This is a genomic window from Flavobacterium hydrophilum, assembly GCF_003202405.1.
Lineage (GTDB): Bacteria > Bacteroidota > Bacteroidia > Flavobacteriales > Flavobacteriaceae > Flavobacterium > Flavobacterium hydrophilum.
This window is the reverse complement of the sequence record NZ_QJHL01000002.1, coordinates 735,922-752,356: the sequence shown is the minus strand read 5'-3', so window position 1 is coordinate 752,356 and position 16,435 is coordinate 735,922. Positions and strand designations below refer to the sequence as shown.

At 33.5% G+C, this 16,435-nt stretch carries 19 protein-coding genes; 7 read left to right on the top strand and 12 right to left on the bottom strand.

Annotated features, from left to right (window positions below; all coding sequences use genetic code 11):
* Nucleotides 1-45: 45 nt before the first annotated feature.
* Nucleotides 46-1,167 (top strand): 2-iminoacetate synthase ThiH, encoded by a 1,122-nt coding sequence (gene thiH / locus DMB68_RS12370; RefSeq protein WP_110346961.1) that lies wholly within the window; start codon nt 46-48, stop codon nt 1,165-1,167.
* An 85-nt stretch (nt 1,168-1,252) separates the two neighbouring features.
* Nucleotides 1,253-1,963 (top strand): HesA/MoeB/ThiF family protein, encoded by a 711-nt coding sequence (locus DMB68_RS12365; RefSeq protein ID WP_110346960.1) that lies wholly within the window; start codon nt 1,253-1,255, stop codon nt 1,961-1,963.
* On the opposite strand, the gene DMB68_RS12360 is transcribed toward DMB68_RS12365, so the two are convergent.
* The 4 genes from DMB68_RS12360 to DMB68_RS12345 form a co-directional block, all read right to left on the bottom strand.
* Complete coding sequence (locus tag DMB68_RS12360; RefSeq protein WP_110346959.1) at nt 1,960-2,754, bottom strand: MOSC domain-containing protein; 795 nt, start codon at nt 2,752-2,754, stop codon at nt 1,960-1,962. The two genes, DMB68_RS12365 and DMB68_RS12360, sit on opposite strands and share 4 nt — an antisense overlap.
* Nucleotide 2,755: 1 nt before the next feature.
* Nucleotides 2,756-3,394 carry a leucyl/phenylalanyl-tRNA--protein transferase gene (gene aat / locus DMB68_RS12355; protein ID WP_110346958.1) on the bottom strand — a complete coding sequence of 213 codons (639 nt, stop codon included), beginning with the start codon at nt 3,392-3,394 and terminating at the stop codon, nt 2,756-2,758.
* 211 nt (nt 3,395-3,605) lie between these two features.
* The gene (locus DMB68_RS12350) at nt 3,606-3,977 is read right to left on the bottom strand and encodes a DUF3127 domain-containing protein (protein WP_110346957.1); all 372 of its coding nucleotides are present in this window, start codon (nt 3,975-3,977) and stop codon (nt 3,606-3,608) included.
* Nucleotides 3,978-4,006: 29 nt separating this feature from the next.
* Nucleotides 4,007-4,882: a flavin reductase family protein gene (locus DMB68_RS12345; protein WP_110346956.1), complete on the bottom strand. Its 876-nt coding sequence runs from the start codon at nt 4,880-4,882 to the stop codon at nt 4,007-4,009.
* Between the two features lie 160 nt (nt 4,883-5,042).
* Between DMB68_RS12345 and DMB68_RS12340 the strand changes: the two genes are divergently transcribed.
* Complete coding sequence (locus DMB68_RS12340; RefSeq protein WP_110346955.1) at nt 5,043-6,191, top strand: sensor histidine kinase; 1,149 nt, start codon at nt 5,043-5,045, stop codon at nt 6,189-6,191.
* A 97-nt stretch (nt 6,192-6,288) separates the two neighbouring features.
* On the opposite strand, the gene DMB68_RS12335 is transcribed toward DMB68_RS12340, so the two are convergent.
* Both DMB68_RS12335 and greA read right to left on the bottom strand, forming a co-directional pair.
* Nucleotides 6,289-6,678 carry an HIT family protein gene (locus DMB68_RS12335; RefSeq protein WP_110346954.1) on the bottom strand — a complete coding sequence of 130 codons (390 nt, stop codon included), beginning with the start codon at nt 6,676-6,678 and terminating at the stop codon, nt 6,289-6,291.
* A 73-nt stretch (nt 6,679-6,751) separates the two neighbouring features.
* Nucleotides 6,752-7,228 (bottom strand): transcription elongation factor GreA, encoded by a 477-nt coding sequence (gene greA, locus DMB68_RS12330; RefSeq protein ID WP_110346953.1) that lies wholly within the window; start codon nt 7,226-7,228, stop codon nt 6,752-6,754.
* A gap of 155 nt (nt 7,229-7,383) precedes the next feature.
* On the opposite strand from greA, the gene DMB68_RS12325 reads away from it, so the two are divergent.
* On the top strand, nt 7,384-7,797 hold the full coding sequence (locus DMB68_RS12325; RefSeq protein WP_110346952.1) for a Rieske (2Fe-2S) protein: 414 nt from the start codon (nt 7,384-7,386) through the stop codon (nt 7,795-7,797).
* Nucleotides 7,798-7,852: 55 nt separating this feature from the next.
* Here the strand turns inward: DMB68_RS12325 and DMB68_RS12320 are convergent, their stop codons facing one another.
* The 5 genes from DMB68_RS12320 to DMB68_RS12300 all read right to left on the bottom strand — a co-directional run bounded on the left by DMB68_RS12320 (nt 7,853) and on the right by DMB68_RS12300 (nt 14,124).
* Entirely contained in the window at nt 7,853-10,003 is a 2,151-nt protein-coding gene (locus DMB68_RS12320; protein WP_110346951.1) for a TonB-dependent receptor, read from the bottom strand.
* Nucleotides 10,004-10,266: 263 nt separating this feature from the next.
* The gene (gene arfB, locus DMB68_RS12315) at nt 10,267-10,671 is read right to left on the bottom strand and encodes an alternative ribosome rescue aminoacyl-tRNA hydrolase ArfB (protein WP_110346950.1); all 405 of its coding nucleotides are present in this window, start codon (nt 10,669-10,671) and stop codon (nt 10,267-10,269) included.
* Entirely contained in the window at nt 10,671-12,788 is a 2,118-nt protein-coding gene (locus tag DMB68_RS12310) for a DUF4301 family protein (protein ID WP_110346949.1), read from the bottom strand. The genes arfB and DMB68_RS12310 overlap by 1 nt, the downstream gene beginning before the upstream one ends.
* Nucleotides 12,749-13,372 carry a nicotinamide riboside transporter PnuC gene (gene pnuC, locus DMB68_RS12305; protein ID WP_110346948.1) on the bottom strand — a complete coding sequence of 208 codons (624 nt, stop codon included), beginning with the start codon at nt 13,370-13,372 and terminating at the stop codon, nt 12,749-12,751. The genes DMB68_RS12310 and pnuC overlap by 40 nt, the downstream gene beginning before the upstream one ends.
* Nucleotides 13,373-13,395: 23 nt before the next feature.
* The gene (locus DMB68_RS12300) at nt 13,396-14,124 is read right to left on the bottom strand and encodes a geranylgeranylglyceryl/heptaprenylglyceryl phosphate synthase (RefSeq protein ID WP_110346947.1); all 729 of its coding nucleotides are present in this window, start codon (nt 14,122-14,124) and stop codon (nt 13,396-13,398) included.
* A gap of 93 nt (nt 14,125-14,217) precedes the next feature.
* On the opposite strand from DMB68_RS12300, the gene DMB68_RS12295 reads away from it, so the two are divergent.
* The 3 genes from DMB68_RS12295 to DMB68_RS12285 all read left to right on the top strand — a co-directional run bounded on the left by DMB68_RS12295 (nt 14,218) and on the right by DMB68_RS12285 (nt 15,575).
* Complete coding sequence (locus DMB68_RS12295; RefSeq protein ID WP_110346946.1) at nt 14,218-14,814, top strand: Crp/Fnr family transcriptional regulator; 597 nt, start codon at nt 14,218-14,220, stop codon at nt 14,812-14,814.
* A gap of 81 nt (nt 14,815-14,895) precedes the next feature.
* Nucleotides 14,896-15,183: a hypothetical protein gene (locus tag DMB68_RS12290; protein WP_110346945.1), complete on the top strand. Its 288-nt coding sequence runs from the start codon at nt 14,896-14,898 to the stop codon at nt 15,181-15,183.
* Nucleotides 15,180-15,575 (top strand): group III truncated hemoglobin, encoded by a 396-nt coding sequence (locus DMB68_RS12285; protein ID WP_110346944.1) that lies wholly within the window; start codon nt 15,180-15,182, stop codon nt 15,573-15,575. The genes DMB68_RS12290 and DMB68_RS12285 overlap by 4 nt, the downstream gene beginning before the upstream one ends.
* A gap of 83 nt (nt 15,576-15,658) precedes the next feature.
* On the opposite strand, the gene DMB68_RS12280 is transcribed toward DMB68_RS12285, so the two are convergent.
* Nucleotides 15,659-16,309 carry a 4'-phosphopantetheinyl transferase family protein gene (locus DMB68_RS12280; protein ID WP_110346943.1) on the bottom strand — a complete coding sequence of 217 codons (651 nt, stop codon included), beginning with the start codon at nt 16,307-16,309 and terminating at the stop codon, nt 15,659-15,661.
* Nucleotides 16,310-16,435: the final 126 nt, after the last annotated feature.

The window sequence follows — 16,435 nt, the reverse complement described above, 5'->3', positions numbered from 1 at the left end:
TATCTGCTTAACTAGGCAAAAATCTGTGTGAAATAAAATAATACAATGAAAACATTCAAATCTGCTTTTGAACAATACGATTGGGATTCCATTCAATCAAAAATATACCAAACCACATCAAAAGATGTTGAATATTCTTTAGCCAAAACCAAAAGAAATCTTGATGACTTTCTGGTTTTGATTTCACCAGCAGCTCAGCCTTATTTAGAGCAGATGGCCCGGGAATGCCATGAAATTACCAAAAAACGTTTCGGCAAAACTATCCAGATGTATGCACCACTTTATTTGAGCAATGAATGTCAAAATATCTGTACCTATTGTGGATTCAGTCTTGATAATAAAATCAAACGAAAAACACTTTCTGATTCAGAAATCAAACAAGAAGTTGAAGCATTAAAAAAAAACGGTTTCGATCATGTTTTACTGGTAACAGGCGAAGCCAATTATACGGTAAATATTAATTATTTCCTGAATGCCATTAATTTAATCAGAGAACAATTTTCTATTATTTCCGTAGAAGTTCAACCACTTTCAACCGAAGAATATCAACGTTTACACGAAGCAGGTGTATATTCGGTTTTGGTTTATCAGGAAACGTACCATCAGGAAGTTTATAAAAGATATCATACCAAGGGCAAAAAATCAAATTTTGATTTCAGGCTTGAAACTCCAGACCGAATTGGAACTGCGGGAATTCATAAAATAGGTTTGGGAGTTTTATTAGGTTTGGAAGACTGGCGAACTGATAGTTTTTTTAATGCCCTGCATCTGGATTATCTTCAAAAAAAATACTGGCAGACGAAATATTCAGTATCATTTCCAAGATTAAGACCTGCAGAAGGCATTATCGAACCCAATTTTATTATGGACGATAAAGATCTGACACAGTTAATTTGTGCTTATCGCTTATGGAACGAAGACTTGGAAATTTCGATTTCAACACGTGAAAACGAAAAATTCAGAAACAATATTATTCCGATTGGTGTTACGAGTATGAGTGCCGGTTCTAAAACTAATCCGGGTGGTTATGTCGTTGATCCGCAATCTTTGGAACAGTTTGAAATCAGCGACGAACGTTCTGCAGAAGAAATTAAACAAATTATAAAAAAAGCTGGCTATGAACCCGTTTGGAAAGATTGGGACAGAACATTTAGCCAAAAGTCTTAAAGTCGAAAGTCATAAAGTCTATCAACTTTTGAAGTAGACCCTTTGACTTTCGACTTTACAACTTTCAAACATTAAGACTTAAAAAATGAGCATTATAAAAGAATTTTTACGTTACAGCAGACAGACTATCTTACCCGAAATTGGCGATGAAGGTCAGGAAAAAATCAAAAAAGCGAAAGTTCTGGTTATTGGAGCCGGAGGTTTAGGCTGTCCCATTTTACAATATATTGCTACCGCAGGAGTTGGTTTTATTGGAATAATGGATTTTGACACCATCGAAATTCATAATTTACACCGACAAATTTTATATACTGAAAACGAAATTGGTCAGCAGAAAGCTATTGTAGCCCAAAATATTGTTTCGAAACTAAACCCTTTAATTCAGGCTGAACCTATTACTGAAAAATTAACTATTGAAAATGCAGCTCAGATAATTCAGCAATATGATATTGTTGTGGATGGTTCTGATAATTTTACAACCCGTTATCTGGTAAATGATACCTGTGTCACTTTAAACAAACCTCTCGTTTACGGAAGCATTTTAAAATTTGAAGGTCAGGTCGCTGTTTTTAATCATAACGGCAGCAAAAATCTTCGTGATTTATTTCCTGAAATGCCGGATCCGAAGTATGTTCCGAATTGTAGTGTAAACGGTGTTCTTGGCACCTTACCCGGAATTATAGGCACAATGATGGCGCATGAAACACTGAAATTAATTCTGGAATTGCCAACATTAAAAAATGAATTAGTACTTTTTAATACTTTGAATTATAATTTTACGAAATTGAACTTCTAAAAAACAACTTCATCACCAACCTGAATTATTCCGGGATTCAAACCCACAATATTGGTTCCGAATAGAACAGATTTGTTGAAATTTCTATATTTACTTAAGGTTTTCAGAGGTTCTTTTTTTACAACTCCATTCTGCGGATCATTGTTAACCATGATACATCTTCCGCATGGTTTTACATTTTTAAACTGAACCTCTCCAACCTTAAAAGTCTCAAAATCATCTTCTTCATGAGCGTTTTGAGTACTCACAACAATATTGGGACGGAATCTTTTTATCGTAATTTTTTCTTCGAGCTTATCGTTTAAAAAATCCAGGCTTTGAGTACCAATGAGTAAATAAGGATAAGCATCCGCAAAACTAACATTATAGATTTCTTTTGACCTTGAACTTTCATGCTTACGGTCTCCGGTCTTAATAATTTTAACCAATTTACATTCGAATCCTATATGATCGCTAAACCATTTTGAAGTCGCTTTATTTACTTCGAAAACAAAACTTTTGTCCTCCCACACTTTAGTATAAATCTGATGTTCTAAATGTTCATCAATTGAAAATTCATGCTTTTGATCCTTAAAAGTGATGCTGATTTTACCGCCTGAAATCTCCGGATAAAACTGACTCATTAAAGGGTATTCACGCTGTGTTATGTGTTGATTATCCGAATCCAGCAACATCCACCGACGATCGTTTTCAAAACCCATTTCTTCAGCAAAAGCCTGTTGACAACTAATTCCCGCAAGACTTTTTATCGGATAAATATAAATTTCTTTTACAGTATAAACAGTACTCATTTTATTTACTTTTTAAAATAGACATAAAATGCTCACGCTCAATTTCGCGGCATCCTAAACTTTCTAAATGCGGATTATAAACCTGACAGTCTAATAATTTATAATTTTGTGTTTTTAAATACCTTACCAATGCTATAAAAGCTACTTTAGAAGCATTTGAAACTTTAGAAAACATACTTTCACCACAAAAAATATGTCCTAAATCAATTCCGTATAAGCCTCCAACCAGAACCTCATCCTGCCAAACTTCAACCGATTTTGCGATTCCTTCTGCGTTTAATTTGCAATAGGCATCGATCATTTCGTTTGAAATCCAGGTTCCGTTTTGTCCATCCCTTTTTATTTCCTGACAATTAGAAATTACGGCTGCAAAATTCTGATTAAAGGTAACTTTAAAGTGATTTCGGTTCAAAACATTACGCATACTTTTAGAAACAATCAATTCGTCTAAAAACAAAACCATTCTCGGATCTGGCGCCCACCAAAGAATGGGATCTCCCTCATTAAACCACGGAAAAATTCCGCTTTTATACGCCAGCTGCAACCGTCCTGAACTTAAGTCACCGCCAATGGCCAGAATCCCTTCTTCATCGGCGTCTGAAACTGGTGGAAAAAATAAATCCTGTTGTAAATAATACATTTTAAAAATTCAATTTCAATAACAATGGCAATTTCAAATCTCAATATCTTTCTTGTGGAGTTTATTGCGTGATTTGCTTCGCCTTTTCGCTGTCACTCTGGTCTCCTTCGTCAGAAATAATAAAATCACTTTCAAAAAAACAAAATTCCAAATCCCAATACGTTATGAATTTTGGGATTTGGAATTTGTAAATTTTGGATTTTAAACTTTTTTAGAATGGCAAATCGTCCGGTTCGTCTTCGTTTAAATTTGTTGCCGGAGCAAAAGCTTCTGCTGCTGGCATTGGAGGCGTTTGCCCAGGACCTTCCGCTGCTAATCTTTCGATTCTCCAACCTTGAATACTATTAAAATATCTGGTTTCTCCTTGTGGATTAACCCATTCTCTTCCTCTTAAATTGATCGAAACTTTTACAGCCTCACCTTGCTTGTAGCTGCTTAATAAATCACATTTATCTTGTGTAAATTCAATTAAAATGTGCTGTGGGTACTGCTCATCAGTAGTAACAACTAATTCTCTTTTTTTGAATGAGGCACTAACTTGCTGCTCTGGGTTAACCACTTTTACTTTTCCTGTAACTTCCATCTTCGTTTATTTAATTATTGTTTCGTTTCTTATTTCTTTGCCAAAAGCACTTTCCATGCTGACAAAACATCACCATTATTGAGGTGTTTTTTGGCTTCTAAATGGATTTTTTCCTGATCGTCAGAGCTTAAAACTCCTTTTACCGAAAAATTTTCTTTCACAAATATACTAACTTCTTCTCTTGTAGGCAAGGCTTCTATGTTGCCTAATTTTCCGAGATCATTTCCGTCAAAAACAGAACTTTCCCTGATAAAATTTGGAATTGCATCTACTCCAACCCCTAAAGTTGTCAATGGTTTTTGTACTTCAAAAAGTCCCTGATTCGACCTTGAATACCAATTATTTCCCAATCTTGAAACCAAATCAATTTTATGCTGATCAATACTTCCGTTTTCATCTAAAATTGACTCGTGAATATGAATTTTCACTACTTCGCAAAGAATCAGATTTCCTGCACCGCCTTCTGTCCCTAACGGAATAATCTGTGTTACTTTACATTCAAACTGCACCGGAGATTCTTTTACACGATATGGTTTTACTATATCTGAAGGTATTTGTGTCAAACCTGCTTTTATAAATTCATTTACTCCATCCCCATATTCCGTACTTGCCAAAGAAGTTTGCTGCACCAGGTCATAATTTACTACATTAATTACAACTTGGCGGGTAGCTTCGGCATTAATCAAAGTGTGTTTAATAGTATTGTCACGCACACGTCTTGAGGGTGAAAAAACTAAAATTGGAGGATTCGCACTAAACACATTGAAGAAACTAAAAGGCGACAAATTAGGAATCCCTTTTGCACTAATTGTACTTGCAAAAGCAATAGGCCGGGGCCCAATGGCACTTTGCAGATAGCCTTGTAATTTTGCCGTTGGTATCTCTTTTGGATTAATGCTAATCATATTTTTTTCTTTTTAACCGAATCTCGTTTCAGCAATTACAAAAGTATAGAAATGGTTTTTGCCAAAGAAATAGTTTCTGTCTTAAAAACAAAAATCTTTAAACATCCACAAAATATTAAATGTGTTTATTTCGTTATATTTATACCTCAAAAATTACTTTATGAATTTTTCTGAAAGCAGAAATACTACCCGTTGGATTATTATTTTTATTTCCTTTTCAATCATTTCGCTGATACTTTGGAATACCTATACCTTTTTTCAGATATTCAAAAATGAAGAGAGGCTGAAAATGAATATTTTGGCCAACGCACAAAAAACAATTATTAATGCAGACGAATATACAGACCTTGACTTGCCTCTGGAAATTACAAACAGTAACAGTTCAGTTCCGGTAATGCTGGTGATGTACGATAAGGTCATTAATTCTAAAAATGTTCCTGACGAAATTCTTAATGACAAGGAGAAGTTTAAAAAATATCTGAATAAATTAAAAAGTGAAAATGAGCCTATAATTTTTGAATACGCTCCCGGAAAACACCAACAGTTATATTACGGAAATTCGGCATTACTGAATAAACTTAAGTATTATCCTATTGCTCTGTTATTGATTATCTTTTTGTTTGCTGCTTTGATTTATAATTTTTACAAAAGCACTAAAATGGCCACTCAAAACAAACTCTGGGCCGGAATGGCAAAAGAAACAGCGCATCAGATTGGCACTCCCCTTTCCTCATTAATTGGCTGGATAGAAATATTAAAAACAGAAGAAATTGACCAGACAATTACATTAGAAATTGAAAAAGATGTGGAACGTCTTCAAACTATTACGGATCGTTTTTCAAAGATTGGCTCTGTTCCGGTTTTAGAAGAGCATGATATCGTTGCTGAAACTTTAAGTACTTATGACTATTTGCAATCCCGTTTTTCTAAACAGGTAGCCTTTTCCTATTCGGCGCCTAAAGAACCCATTGTCGCTTTATTCAATACCACATTGCACAGCTGGACTATTGAAAACTTAGTCAAAAATGCTATTGATGCCATGAAAGGAAAAGGAACTTTAGAACTTGTTATCGAACAGGATCATCATCATGTAAAAATAAATGTAAAAGATTCCGGAACCGGAATTTCAAAAAACCAATTCAAAACTATTTTTGAACCCGGTTTTACTACTAAAAAACGTGGATGGGGATTAGGTCTTTCATTAACCAAAAGAATTGTTGAAGAATATCATAGTGGAAAAATCAGGGTTTTACATTCTGAAATAGGGAAAGGAACTACATTTCAGGTTTCACTAAATAAAAAAGTGTAGCGAAAATTATTTTTGCTACACTTTTTTATTTAATCATTAAGTGGTTGGAAATTTTGAATATCAAAAGATTTCTACTTCGCTCAACCTGACATCAAAATTATAAATTCGACTGAATGTTTTTCGCCAAAGTTTCAAATTCTTCTTTCGAAAGTGACACTTTATTTAGAAAACGCATTTCATCCATTTCATTTAACGGAATCAGATGTACATGCGCATGAGGAACTTCTAAACCAACAACTGCCATGCCAATTCTTTTGCAGGGAACTGTTTTTTCTAAAGCTATTGCAATCTTTTTAGAAAATTTCATCAATCCCAAATACAGTTCATCATCCATATCAAAAATCTTATCGATTTCCTTTTTTGGAATACATAGTGTATGTCCTTTAGCATTTGGATTTACATCTAAAAAAGCTAAAAAATGATCATCTTCGGCAATTTTATAGGCAGGAATTTCTCCGTTTACTATTTTGGTAAATATAGAACTCATTGTTTATTTGTTAAATCGTTTAATTGTTGAATCGTTTAACCGATTTAACGGTTCAACGATAAACCGAAAAATATTAGTCTCTGGAAATCTCCAGAATTTCAAATTTTAAAACGCCATTCGGTACGGTAATTTCAGCTACTTCCCCAACAGATTTTCCAAGCAAGCCTTTTCCGATAGGAGAAGTTACCGAAATTTTTCCGGTTTTTAGATCTGCTTCACTTTCTGCAACAAGTGTATATTTCATTTCCATTCCGTTGCTTTGGTTTTTGATTTTAACGTTAGATAATACCAATGCTTTTGAAACATCTAATTGTGATTCATCAATTAATCTGGCATTAGAATATACTTCTTCTAATTTAGAAATTCTCATTTCTAATAAACCCTGTGCTTCTTTTGCAGCATCATATTCGGCATTTTCAGATAAATCACCCTTATCTCTTGCTTCAGCTATATCCGCAGATGCCTTTGGACGCATTACACTTTTTAAGTGCTCCAACTCCTCTTTTAATTTTTTTAATCCTTCTGCTGTATAATAAGATACTTTACTCATAACTTCATCGTTTATATAAATACAAAAAATCCCATCGGGACGGGATTTTCTTATTACAAATATAGTATTATTTTTTATAGTACATAATTATATGTTAATCATATAAAATTCATAATCAAATAAATTATTTTTGTTTCACTAATTACCTTTAAAAAATGAAAAAAATCTGGCTTTTAATACTTTTTATTTCTGTACTTTTTTCGTGCAGTGATAACGATATAAATAACAAAAACCCTTACATCCCAAATTATACTGTGAATTTCAGTATAGATATGAATTTACCGGCTTACTCTAATCTGAAGTATGTAAGTAACGGCGTTATTATTTCCGGTTATGGCGCTAAAGGCGTTATCATTTTTAATGCAGGAAGCGGTTATAATGCTTTTGATGCAGCATGTCCTAATCAGGCATTAACTTCTTGCACTGCTATGACTATTGATGGTATTAATGCCGTTTGCTCTTGTGATGATGCACAATATAGTTTATTTACTGGTCAAGGAGGAAAAGAATATCCCTTAAAACAATATCGTGTTGAAGTAAGTGGAACTGTGATTCACGTCTATAACTAAAAACAAAGCCTGAAAGTTTTAAATTTTCAGGCTTTGTTTTTTTGCAGGTATGTCCCTAAAATTTCAATGTTAGTCCTGCTAATAAATTGATTCCTGCCTGAGGATAATAGTAAGGATAAATATCCCACATTGCTCCGTTTGAAACATATTTTTTATCTAAAATATTATTAACCAATCCTGTAATCGTTATTGATTTGAATACGGATTTTGGCTTAATTTCAAAAGAAACATTCAAATCGTTTACAAAATAATCTGCCAGTTTTGCTGATGGTAATTCGATATTGTTCATGTATTGCTCTCCTACATATTTTTGTAATAACGAAATATGCAAATCCTGAATCGGGCTGAACACGATTATGTTTCCGGCAATAACAGAAGGTGAATAGGCAATATTAGTTGTACCGTAGTTTTGACCTTCAACATCCAAATCGACATTTTTATTACTACTTAAGGTGAAGTTTGGTCTAATAATAAATTTATCAGAAAGTTTAATTGTTGCATCGGCTTCAAAACCTAAACGATAACTCTTGTCTGTGTTTGAGCGAATTGGATTTCCGACATCGTCTAAGGTTCCCGTTAAAATCAATTGATCTTTGTATCCCATATAATACAAGTTCGTAGTCAGTTGAAATTTCTCAGAGTTAAATCTCCATCCTAATTCAAAATCATTTAATTTTTCAGGCTTTACATTTCCTCCTTCATAATCGGTTCTGTTTGGTTCACGATTGGCACGGGCATATGAAAAATACAGTGTGCTTTTTTGATTGATTTCAAAGTTTAAACCTGCTTTTGGATTAAAAAAATCAAAAGTATCATCTACCACACCGGTTTCCCAACTATTGGCTGTATAATTCACATTTCGGTATTGCAAATCGCCATAAAAACTTAATTTATCCATTATCTGATAATTGGCTTTTACAAAAATATTTCCATCAGTTTTAGTCGAAAAATCATCGTAATAATGGTCGCCTAATTCTGACTGTGATGCATATCTTGCCCAGATTACTTTTCCGAAATGATCACCTTCGTATTTATTCCAGCCTCCACCTAAAATCACATCCAGTTTTTGATCTTTATATTTTGCAGAAAAAGTAGTTCCGTAGAAATCATTGTCCAACCATTTTTGACGCACTAAATCAGTTGTATTTACCGCATCAACAGGAAGCAAACCATAATCGGCCATATCAGCATCTTGTTTATAATTTTCGTAATAACCTTTTCCTTTCGTATAATGAAAAGCTAAATTCGTACTCCACTTATCAGAAAATGATTCACTCCAGTGCAACTGATAATGATCCTGATTGTAATTATCAGTTTCATTATCGTAATAGCGGGTTTTTCCTGCTTCATCTGTATATTCACCTGCAGAATTGTATTGACGGTCATCATTTAATTTCTCAGCATCAATTCCGTTCCAGGATTGATACGTTTTCTGTGTTCCACCAAAAACCAATGCTTTAATTAAAGTGGTTTTCCCAACATAGGTTCCCTGAAGAAAATAAGATTTCAAATCAGAACTTGCCCGGTCTACATAACCGTCTGATTTCATTGTAGACAAACGTCCGGCCAGTTCAAAATGGTCGTTTAAAAGACCAGTACTGAATTTAACCGTATTTTTATTCGAATTGAAAGTCCCATAAGAGCTCGAAATTTCACCATTTGCTTTTGAAGCATAATTATCTGTCAGCATATTCAGACTGGCACCAAAAGCACCGGAACCGTTGGTTGACGTTCCTACACCACGCTGTAATTGCAGGCTTTCTACCGAAGAAGCAAAATCTGGCATGTTTACCCAAAAGGTCCCCTGACTTTCGGCATCATTATACGGAATTCCGTTTATGGTAACATTTACCCTAGTTGCATCGCTTCCGCGAACACGGATTCCTGTATAGCCCATTCCGTTTCCGGCATCAGAAGTGGTTACGACTGATGGAAGGTAATTCATTAAAATTGGAATATCCTGACCTAAATTTCTGTATTTGATTTCCTTTTTATCCATATTGCTAAAACTCACGGGTGTTTTTGTAGTAACACGAACTGCTGAAACCAATACATTATCCAGCTGATTAACTTTGGTTGAATCCTGCTCTTGTGCAGTAGAGAATAGAGAATAGAATAAAGAGAATAGAATAAAGAAAATAGACTTTTGGTTCAACTTAGAACCTTTGTAACTTAGTACCTCAGTACTTTTTAAAAAAGTTTTCATCCGTAAAGAATTACGAATAAAAGGGGGAATTATTCTTTTGGTTAAATTAATAAATGTGTTCCCGACAAAATATAGTTTACACTGAAATGTTTGTCGTTTTTTCCCTTAGCAACATTACTCGCTCAGGTTCTTTGGGTATGATCTCAGCTCGTTATTTAGAGCACCCCTTTGAGACAGTGCAAAAGTAGTGTTTAAAATTGCAAAAATCAAAAGGCAATTATAAAAATCAATCACAAAAATCAAATTGTGTGTTAGATTTAAAATTAATCTAATCTGGGCTTTTTACGAGATTGTTTTATTTCAGAAATATTCTTTTTATCCTTAATTCTCTTTTTAATTACAGATTTCGGAACTTTTGTAGCCTTTCTGACTTTTGGAACATATAATCCTCTTTTGATGATTTCCAAAAACCGTTTTATAACAATTTCTTTATTTTTAAGCTGGCTTCGGTCTTCGTCGCAATTTAAAATGAGTATATTTTCTGACGTTAATCTTGGTGCAATATTAGTCTGCAAAAGCAATTTCTCGTCTTCAGATAAAGCCTGAGAAGCATTCAGATCAAAAGTAAGCACAACTTTTGAAGACACTTTATTTACATTCTGTCCTCCTGCACCACTACTCCTTACGGCTTTGAAATTTAATTCTGATATGATTTTTTCGATATCCACTACTTGTTGGGCTGATGTGCCGGTTTTAATAAGTCGTTTACCGTTTTTACAGGATTAAATGTTATTAACGGAACCGAAACGAATAGGGTAAGCCAATTAGACATTCCGCCATTCCACAATCCCGGTAATTCATAATTTTTAACTATTTTACCTTCAGCACTTTTTTCAACAATGAATCCTGTATTATGATCTACAAAATCTTCCAGATTGAACTGTTCTCCTTTATAGTTTTTAGTTCCGCACACTAAATCAACCGGATTAAAATGGGTTGCATTTTCTAAAATTGACTTTTGTTTTTTACTGGTCAAATCGACTTGTGAACTTTCTACAATTTGGAGTGAAATTTCCCCTTTATCGTTTCTAATCCAGAAAGGTCCTCCACCTGCTTCCCCTTCATTTTTAACCATACCGCAAACACGAATTGGTCTGTCCAGTAGTTCTTTTATTTTACTTATTTTATTTTCAAAAGTATATTTATTAAAGTCCCCGGTCATTTCTATATTTAGTTTTTGCATCAAAAACTTAACAATTTCCTCAATATCCTGTTCTTTAATTTCTTCTTTTTCTATCGCATTTAAATAACCAAAAACTTTTTGTTGCGCTTCTATCAAAATTCCTGCTAATGCTTTTTTGTATAAAGTAGTTTTATCAATATTATTCTGAATCACATTGTCAATATTTTTTATAAAAATAATATCTGCATCAATGTTATTAAGGTTTTCAATCAATGCCCCATGACCTCCAGGTCTGAAAATAAACGAACCTTTCTGACTTCTAAAAATATTGTCTTTTACATCGACAGCGATAGAATCTGTCTGTTTATTTTGATAAGAAAAACTAATATTGATCTGCGTTCCGGATTCAGATTCGACTTTCTCTTTGACATCGGCAATAGCATTTTCAAATAATCGCTGATGCACTTCTGAAACTGTAAAATGTAGATTAGATGTTTTATTTGTTTCTGCATAATGCACACATTCATTCAGGTGTTCTTCTATTGGATTTGCAATATGGGTTTTGTATTTATGGAAAGGTAAAACTGCTTTTGGCTTATTCGCAAAATCAAAATATTCAGAAGAGAGCAATAATTTTATAAAATAATAATTTTTATGGTCTCGGTCTAACGCATCAAAATCAGGATAAATTTCTTTAAGCTTTTTGTATACTGATTTGAAAAAAGGGAATTTGTCCATCCCGACAATAAAAATAGATAAATCGTTATCTTTTTTTCTATTGATATAGGAATTAATTGTTTCTTTTTCAATATCATAAGTATTCAAAAAAGCAATTAAAAACTTAAACATCCTGGTTGCCGCACCAGACGCCGGAATAAATTTACAAATTTTAAAACAGCTTTTATGTTTATCAAAAAAAGCAGCTTTTTCTTCAAAATCAGCAGTTGACAAACTTAAAATTCCGTTATTAACAGTTGCAGGACTTATTAAGTTGCATTTAGAGATTCCTTTTTTAAAAATCTTAAGCTGTTTCAGTATATTTTCAAAAGGAATTCCGTGATTGTAAATTTCAACAAAATCAGCAGAAGAAAATCCTTTCTTTTTAGCAGTCGTAAGATTATCAATAACAGCTACAGCTTTAGCCAAACGGCTTTCCTTATCACCTGAAATAGTGACAAATGGTTTATTATTTTCTATTAAAGTTTGTTTAAAAACAGAGAAAACGGTTTCTCTTTTATTTGGATTGTCACGAATATCGTCTTTTTCCCAGGGAACATCAATATCAGTCAGGAAAAACAAATCGTATTCGTGCGCTAAGGCTGCTTCATTTAAAATCGGGTTGCAATTTCCATAATATACTTCAGAAAAAACCTTGGTTACCATTAAATTAGTATCACAAAACAGATATTGCTGAGCAGTCTCGAGCTTTTCATTTTCTAATGCTACCTGCCCGTAAGCAATTGGCATCATGTCAGCTTCAGTACAAATTTGCTTATTCTCTTCCCATTTAATCTGCAGATACTCACGTGCATACTCCGGAACCCATTCGGTTTCATAGTAAGCTGCGAGTTGTTTTGCCAATGTGGTTTTTCCTGTACTTTCAGGCCCAAATAAGGCAATTTTTATAATGTTTGTTTTTTGCTGTCTAAGATTTTTCTCCATTCTAAATAAGCTGAAATAGCCAAAATTGTAAAAATTAAATACTGAAGTGACAACATTCCTAAACCACGATAGGCGTAGAGAGGCACAACAATAATATCACCAATAATCCAAAGTGTCCAGTTTTCGATTTTTTTCTTTGCCATGTACCACATTCCTGCAAAAAATATTCCGGACGAAATCATGTCAATATAATTGTCCGCATTAATTGTATAATCGAAATACTTATAAATACCGAAAACTACAAAAATAGTAATTATAAACAATAAAATTCCTGTTATTTTTTCTTTGAAATTAGTTCTTGTAATAGGCAAATTATCCTCAACAGTTCCCCCTTTTGCCCAAACATACCAGCCATAGATGCTCATTACCGAAAAATACCCATTAATAATCATATCTCCTATATAACCAGCAATATACAAAAGATAAACCGAAATTACAGTAGCTATTAAACCTGTTGGATAGACCCAGATATTCTCCTTTTTGGCAAACCAGACACTCAATATCCCACAAACAAACACCAAAAACTCTAAAGCAATATGCCATAAAGGAGCATTTTTATAACTATCTAGAAAAAAATCAATCATTTTGGGTTCTCTTTTTGGTTGTTTCAGGATTCAAAAAAATGACTGTCGTTTTCAAAAGCTGTTCCAATTACTACTAAATCAGCACCAGCATTGTAAGCCTTTTGAATTCCTTGTAAATCTGTAATTCCGCCTCCAACAATTATTGGTATCTCAATATTTTGAGCAATCAACTGAATCATTTTCAGAGGAACTGCATTTTTGGCACCGCTTCCGGCTTCTAAATAGATTAATTTATTTCCTAACATTTCTCCTGCCTGAGCAGTAGCCAGAACCAAATCAAAATTTTCGCGGTTAAGCGGTTTTGTTTTACTTACACGTGCTACAGCAGTTTCATTACCACTTTCAATCAAAATATACCCTGTAGAAATCACTTCCAGATTTGTTTTTTTAAGGATTGGTGCCGCCTGAACCTGATACTCAATTAAATAATCAGGATTTCTCCCTGACAATAATGAAAGAAACAAAATAGCATCTGCCTGTGGTGAAATCTGCGAAGGATCACCCGGAAATATAAGAACGGGTAAGTTTGTTTTTTGTTTTAACTGTGTAATCAAATCTTCTAAAATGGTAGCTTTAACAATGCTTCCACCCACAAAAATATGGGTTGCAGGAGACTGACTAATTTTTAGAATTAACTGCTCTAAATTTTCCAACACAATTTTATCAGGATCTAAAAGCACAGCCAGAAGTTTCTTGCTGCTTTTTTTAGCATCTAAAATCTGCTGGTGTATATTGAGTATTTTTTGCTGCATAACGGCCGTAAAAGTAAAAGTTTTTTCAAGTAGAAGAACTATTTGAATGAATTATATTTGTAGAATTCTTTTGATAGTCAAATAAACATATTTATGATTAGTCCTGAATTGTTAGAAAAATATAGTGCTGTAATGAAGTCTTTCGGAAAAAATGACATTATTTTTGAGGAAGGGAATTTACCTACACATTATTATCAGGTTATTTCGGGAGAAGTAAAAATGAGCAATTATAATGATGATGGACGTGAATTTATTCAGGGAATATTTTATAAAGAGCAGTCTTTTGGTGAACCACCATTATTTCTAAACCAAAAATATCCTGCCAATGCTATTGCTGTTGATGAAAGTGAAATCTTTCTGCTTTCAAAATCAAACTTCATGAAACTTTTAGAAGAAAATCCAAAAGTGAGTATTAAAATAATCGAAAATCTTGCCCAACGTTTGTATTACAAATCAGTTATGGCGGCAGAAATGTCAACGCAGGAACCGGAACATCGCGTTTTAAAACTGATTGATCATGGAATTGCCTATTTTAATTTCAAAAAAGACAGTAACGGCTACCTGATTAATTTTACACGCCAACAAATTGGAGATTTAACCGGTTTACGTGTCGAAACCGTAATCAGAACCATAAAAGCGTTGGAAAAAAAAGGTGTTTTAAAAATTATAAATAGAAAAGTATACAGATAAAATAGTTCTTGTTTTATGATTTAAGTCATAAAGTGTTGGTGTGTTATGGTGGTAAATTTGTCCTATAAAACACTATATATCATGACACTTTATAACACAACATTCGAAAATTTCAACAAAAGTTACATTGGTTCTGCTACGATGGCAGTAATTGGACAAAGCTGCTTAGGTGCAACTGCAGCAATGTTTGTATTGTCTAACGGAACATCAGTAACACAAATGATTCAATTGGCTATTATTGTATTTACCAATATGTTTGCCAATACTTCAATTTTAGCACAAATGAGCCATAAAACAGTTTTCAACTTAATTATAACCAGTGTGTTTCTTAGCGTACTGTTTATCATTATCAACAATACTCTAATATGAAAAAACAAATAGAACATAGAGCTGATGTCTCTTTCTTAGTGCATGAGTTCTATGCTAAAATAAGAGCCGATGAAGAAATAGGTTTCTTTTTTAATGAAGTGATTAAGGACTGGGATGCACATCTGGAAAAACTGACTGATTTTTGGGAAACCAATCTGTTTGCCATACAAAAATACAAAGGCAACCCGCTTGCTGCTCATAATGAAGTTGATGCGCATTTTGATGGTAAAATTACTTCAAATGAATTCGGAATCTGGCTAAACCATTGGTTTCAGACTTTAGACGAATACTTTGAAGGAGAAAATGTAGAAATCCTGAAAAGACGTGCCAGGAAAATGGGAACATTTTTATTTATGAGTATGTTTGAGCATCGAAAAAAAGCGAATGTTTAAATTCTGCGAGGAACGAAATAATCATACTATATTGATTCAGCAAATGAGATTGCTATGTTCCTCGCAATAACCATGCTTTGTGGTTATTTCTCAAAAGCATACACCAGTGTAAAATTTCCCTCAAAATTTTCTGAATGTATATTCTCATAATGTACATCAAAATCTTTTACAAAATCATCAAAATGAAGACTCGCTTGTGTTTGAGGCTTATCTAACGAAAAATTCTCTACACAAATGTGATCTTTAAAACTGATTCCTTTTTCGTTTCTGATTTTAAAGATTGCTTCTTTGGCTCCCCAGATTACCGTTAGTTTTTTCACATACTCTTCTGTCAAATGAGGCTGTAAATAACCGCACTCATAATCGGTGAATTTATCGGCAATACGAATAATTTTTTCACGCTGCAGTTCCATATCAATTCCAACTGTCTCATCGCTGATTATTATCGCAGCAAAATGATACGAATGTGTAATCGAAATATAGTTATGACAATCGAAATATGGTTTTCCAAATTCATCATAATGTAAATCTTTATCTGTAAAACCCATTTCCTGAATCAGCATTCTGACACTCAGGAAAGCGCGTTGATGCATTTGAGACTTCATTCCGTCTAACCTTCTTTGTGTCTTTTCTTTTAGAGTTACTTTACTCACTAACTCCTCAAAAGATTCTGTTATCTCCCAGATTAAGATTTTAGTGGTTTCGTTGAATTGTATGGTCTGAAATAAAGGCATTCTTTCTAATTGTGAATTTATGAGTGGTGAATTATGAATTATTCTCTTTGTCTGAAAACTGATTTTGTGATTTAACCTTGTTTTTTTAGCCCTGATGGAAGCGGCATCCTTTTTCTGGCTTCTTTA

Coding starts and splice junctions, on each gene's coding strand:
- thiH (WP_110346961.1), top strand. CDS start 46: ATGAAAACATTCAAATCTGCTTTTGAACAATACGATTGGGATTCCATT.
- DMB68_RS12365 (WP_110346960.1), top strand. CDS start 1,253: ATGAGCATTATAAAAGAATTTTTACGTTACAGCAGACAGACTATCTTA.
- DMB68_RS12360 (WP_110346959.1), bottom strand. CDS start 2,754: ATGAGTACTGTTTATACTGTAAAAGAAATTTATATTTATCCGATAAAA.
- aat (WP_110346958.1), bottom strand. CDS start 3,394: ATGTATTATTTACAACAGGATTTATTTTTTCCACCAGTTTCAGACGCC.
- DMB68_RS12350 (WP_110346957.1), bottom strand. CDS start 3,977: ATGGAAGTTACAGGAAAAGTAAAAGTGGTTAACCCAGAGCAGCAAGTT.
- DMB68_RS12345 (WP_110346956.1), bottom strand. CDS start 4,882: ATGATTAGCATTAATCCAAAAGAGATACCAACGGCAAAATTACAAGGC.
- DMB68_RS12340 (WP_110346955.1), top strand. CDS start 5,043: ATGAATTTTTCTGAAAGCAGAAATACTACCCGTTGGATTATTATTTTT.
- DMB68_RS12335 (WP_110346954.1), bottom strand. CDS start 6,678: ATGAGTTCTATATTTACCAAAATAGTAAACGGAGAAATTCCTGCCTAT.
- greA (WP_110346953.1), bottom strand. CDS start 7,228: ATGAGTAAAGTATCTTATTATACAGCAGAAGGATTAAAAAAATTAAAA.
- DMB68_RS12325 (WP_110346952.1), top strand. CDS start 7,384: ATGAAAAAAATCTGGCTTTTAATACTTTTTATTTCTGTACTTTTTTCG.
- DMB68_RS12320 (WP_110346951.1), bottom strand. CDS start 10,003: ATGAAAACTTTTTTAAAAAGTACTGAGGTACTAAGTTACAAAGGTTCT.
- DMB68_RS12310 (WP_110346949.1), bottom strand. CDS start 12,788: ATGGAGAAAAATCTTAGACAGCAAAAAACAAACATTATAAAAATTGCC.
- pnuC (WP_110346948.1), bottom strand. CDS start 13,372: ATGATTGATTTTTTTCTAGATAGTTATAAAAATGCTCCTTTATGGCAT.
- DMB68_RS12300 (WP_110346947.1), bottom strand. CDS start 14,124: ATGCAGCAAAAAATACTCAATATACACCAGCAGATTTTAGATGCTAAA.
- DMB68_RS12295 (WP_110346946.1), top strand. CDS start 14,218: ATGATTAGTCCTGAATTGTTAGAAAAATATAGTGCTGTAATGAAGTCT.
- DMB68_RS12290 (WP_110346945.1), top strand. CDS start 14,896: ATGACACTTTATAACACAACATTCGAAAATTTCAACAAAAGTTACATT.
- DMB68_RS12285 (WP_110346944.1), top strand. CDS start 15,180: ATGAAAAAACAAATAGAACATAGAGCTGATGTCTCTTTCTTAGTGCAT.
- DMB68_RS12280 (WP_110346943.1), bottom strand. CDS start 16,309: ATGCCTTTATTTCAGACCATACAATTCAACGAAACCACTAAAATCTTA.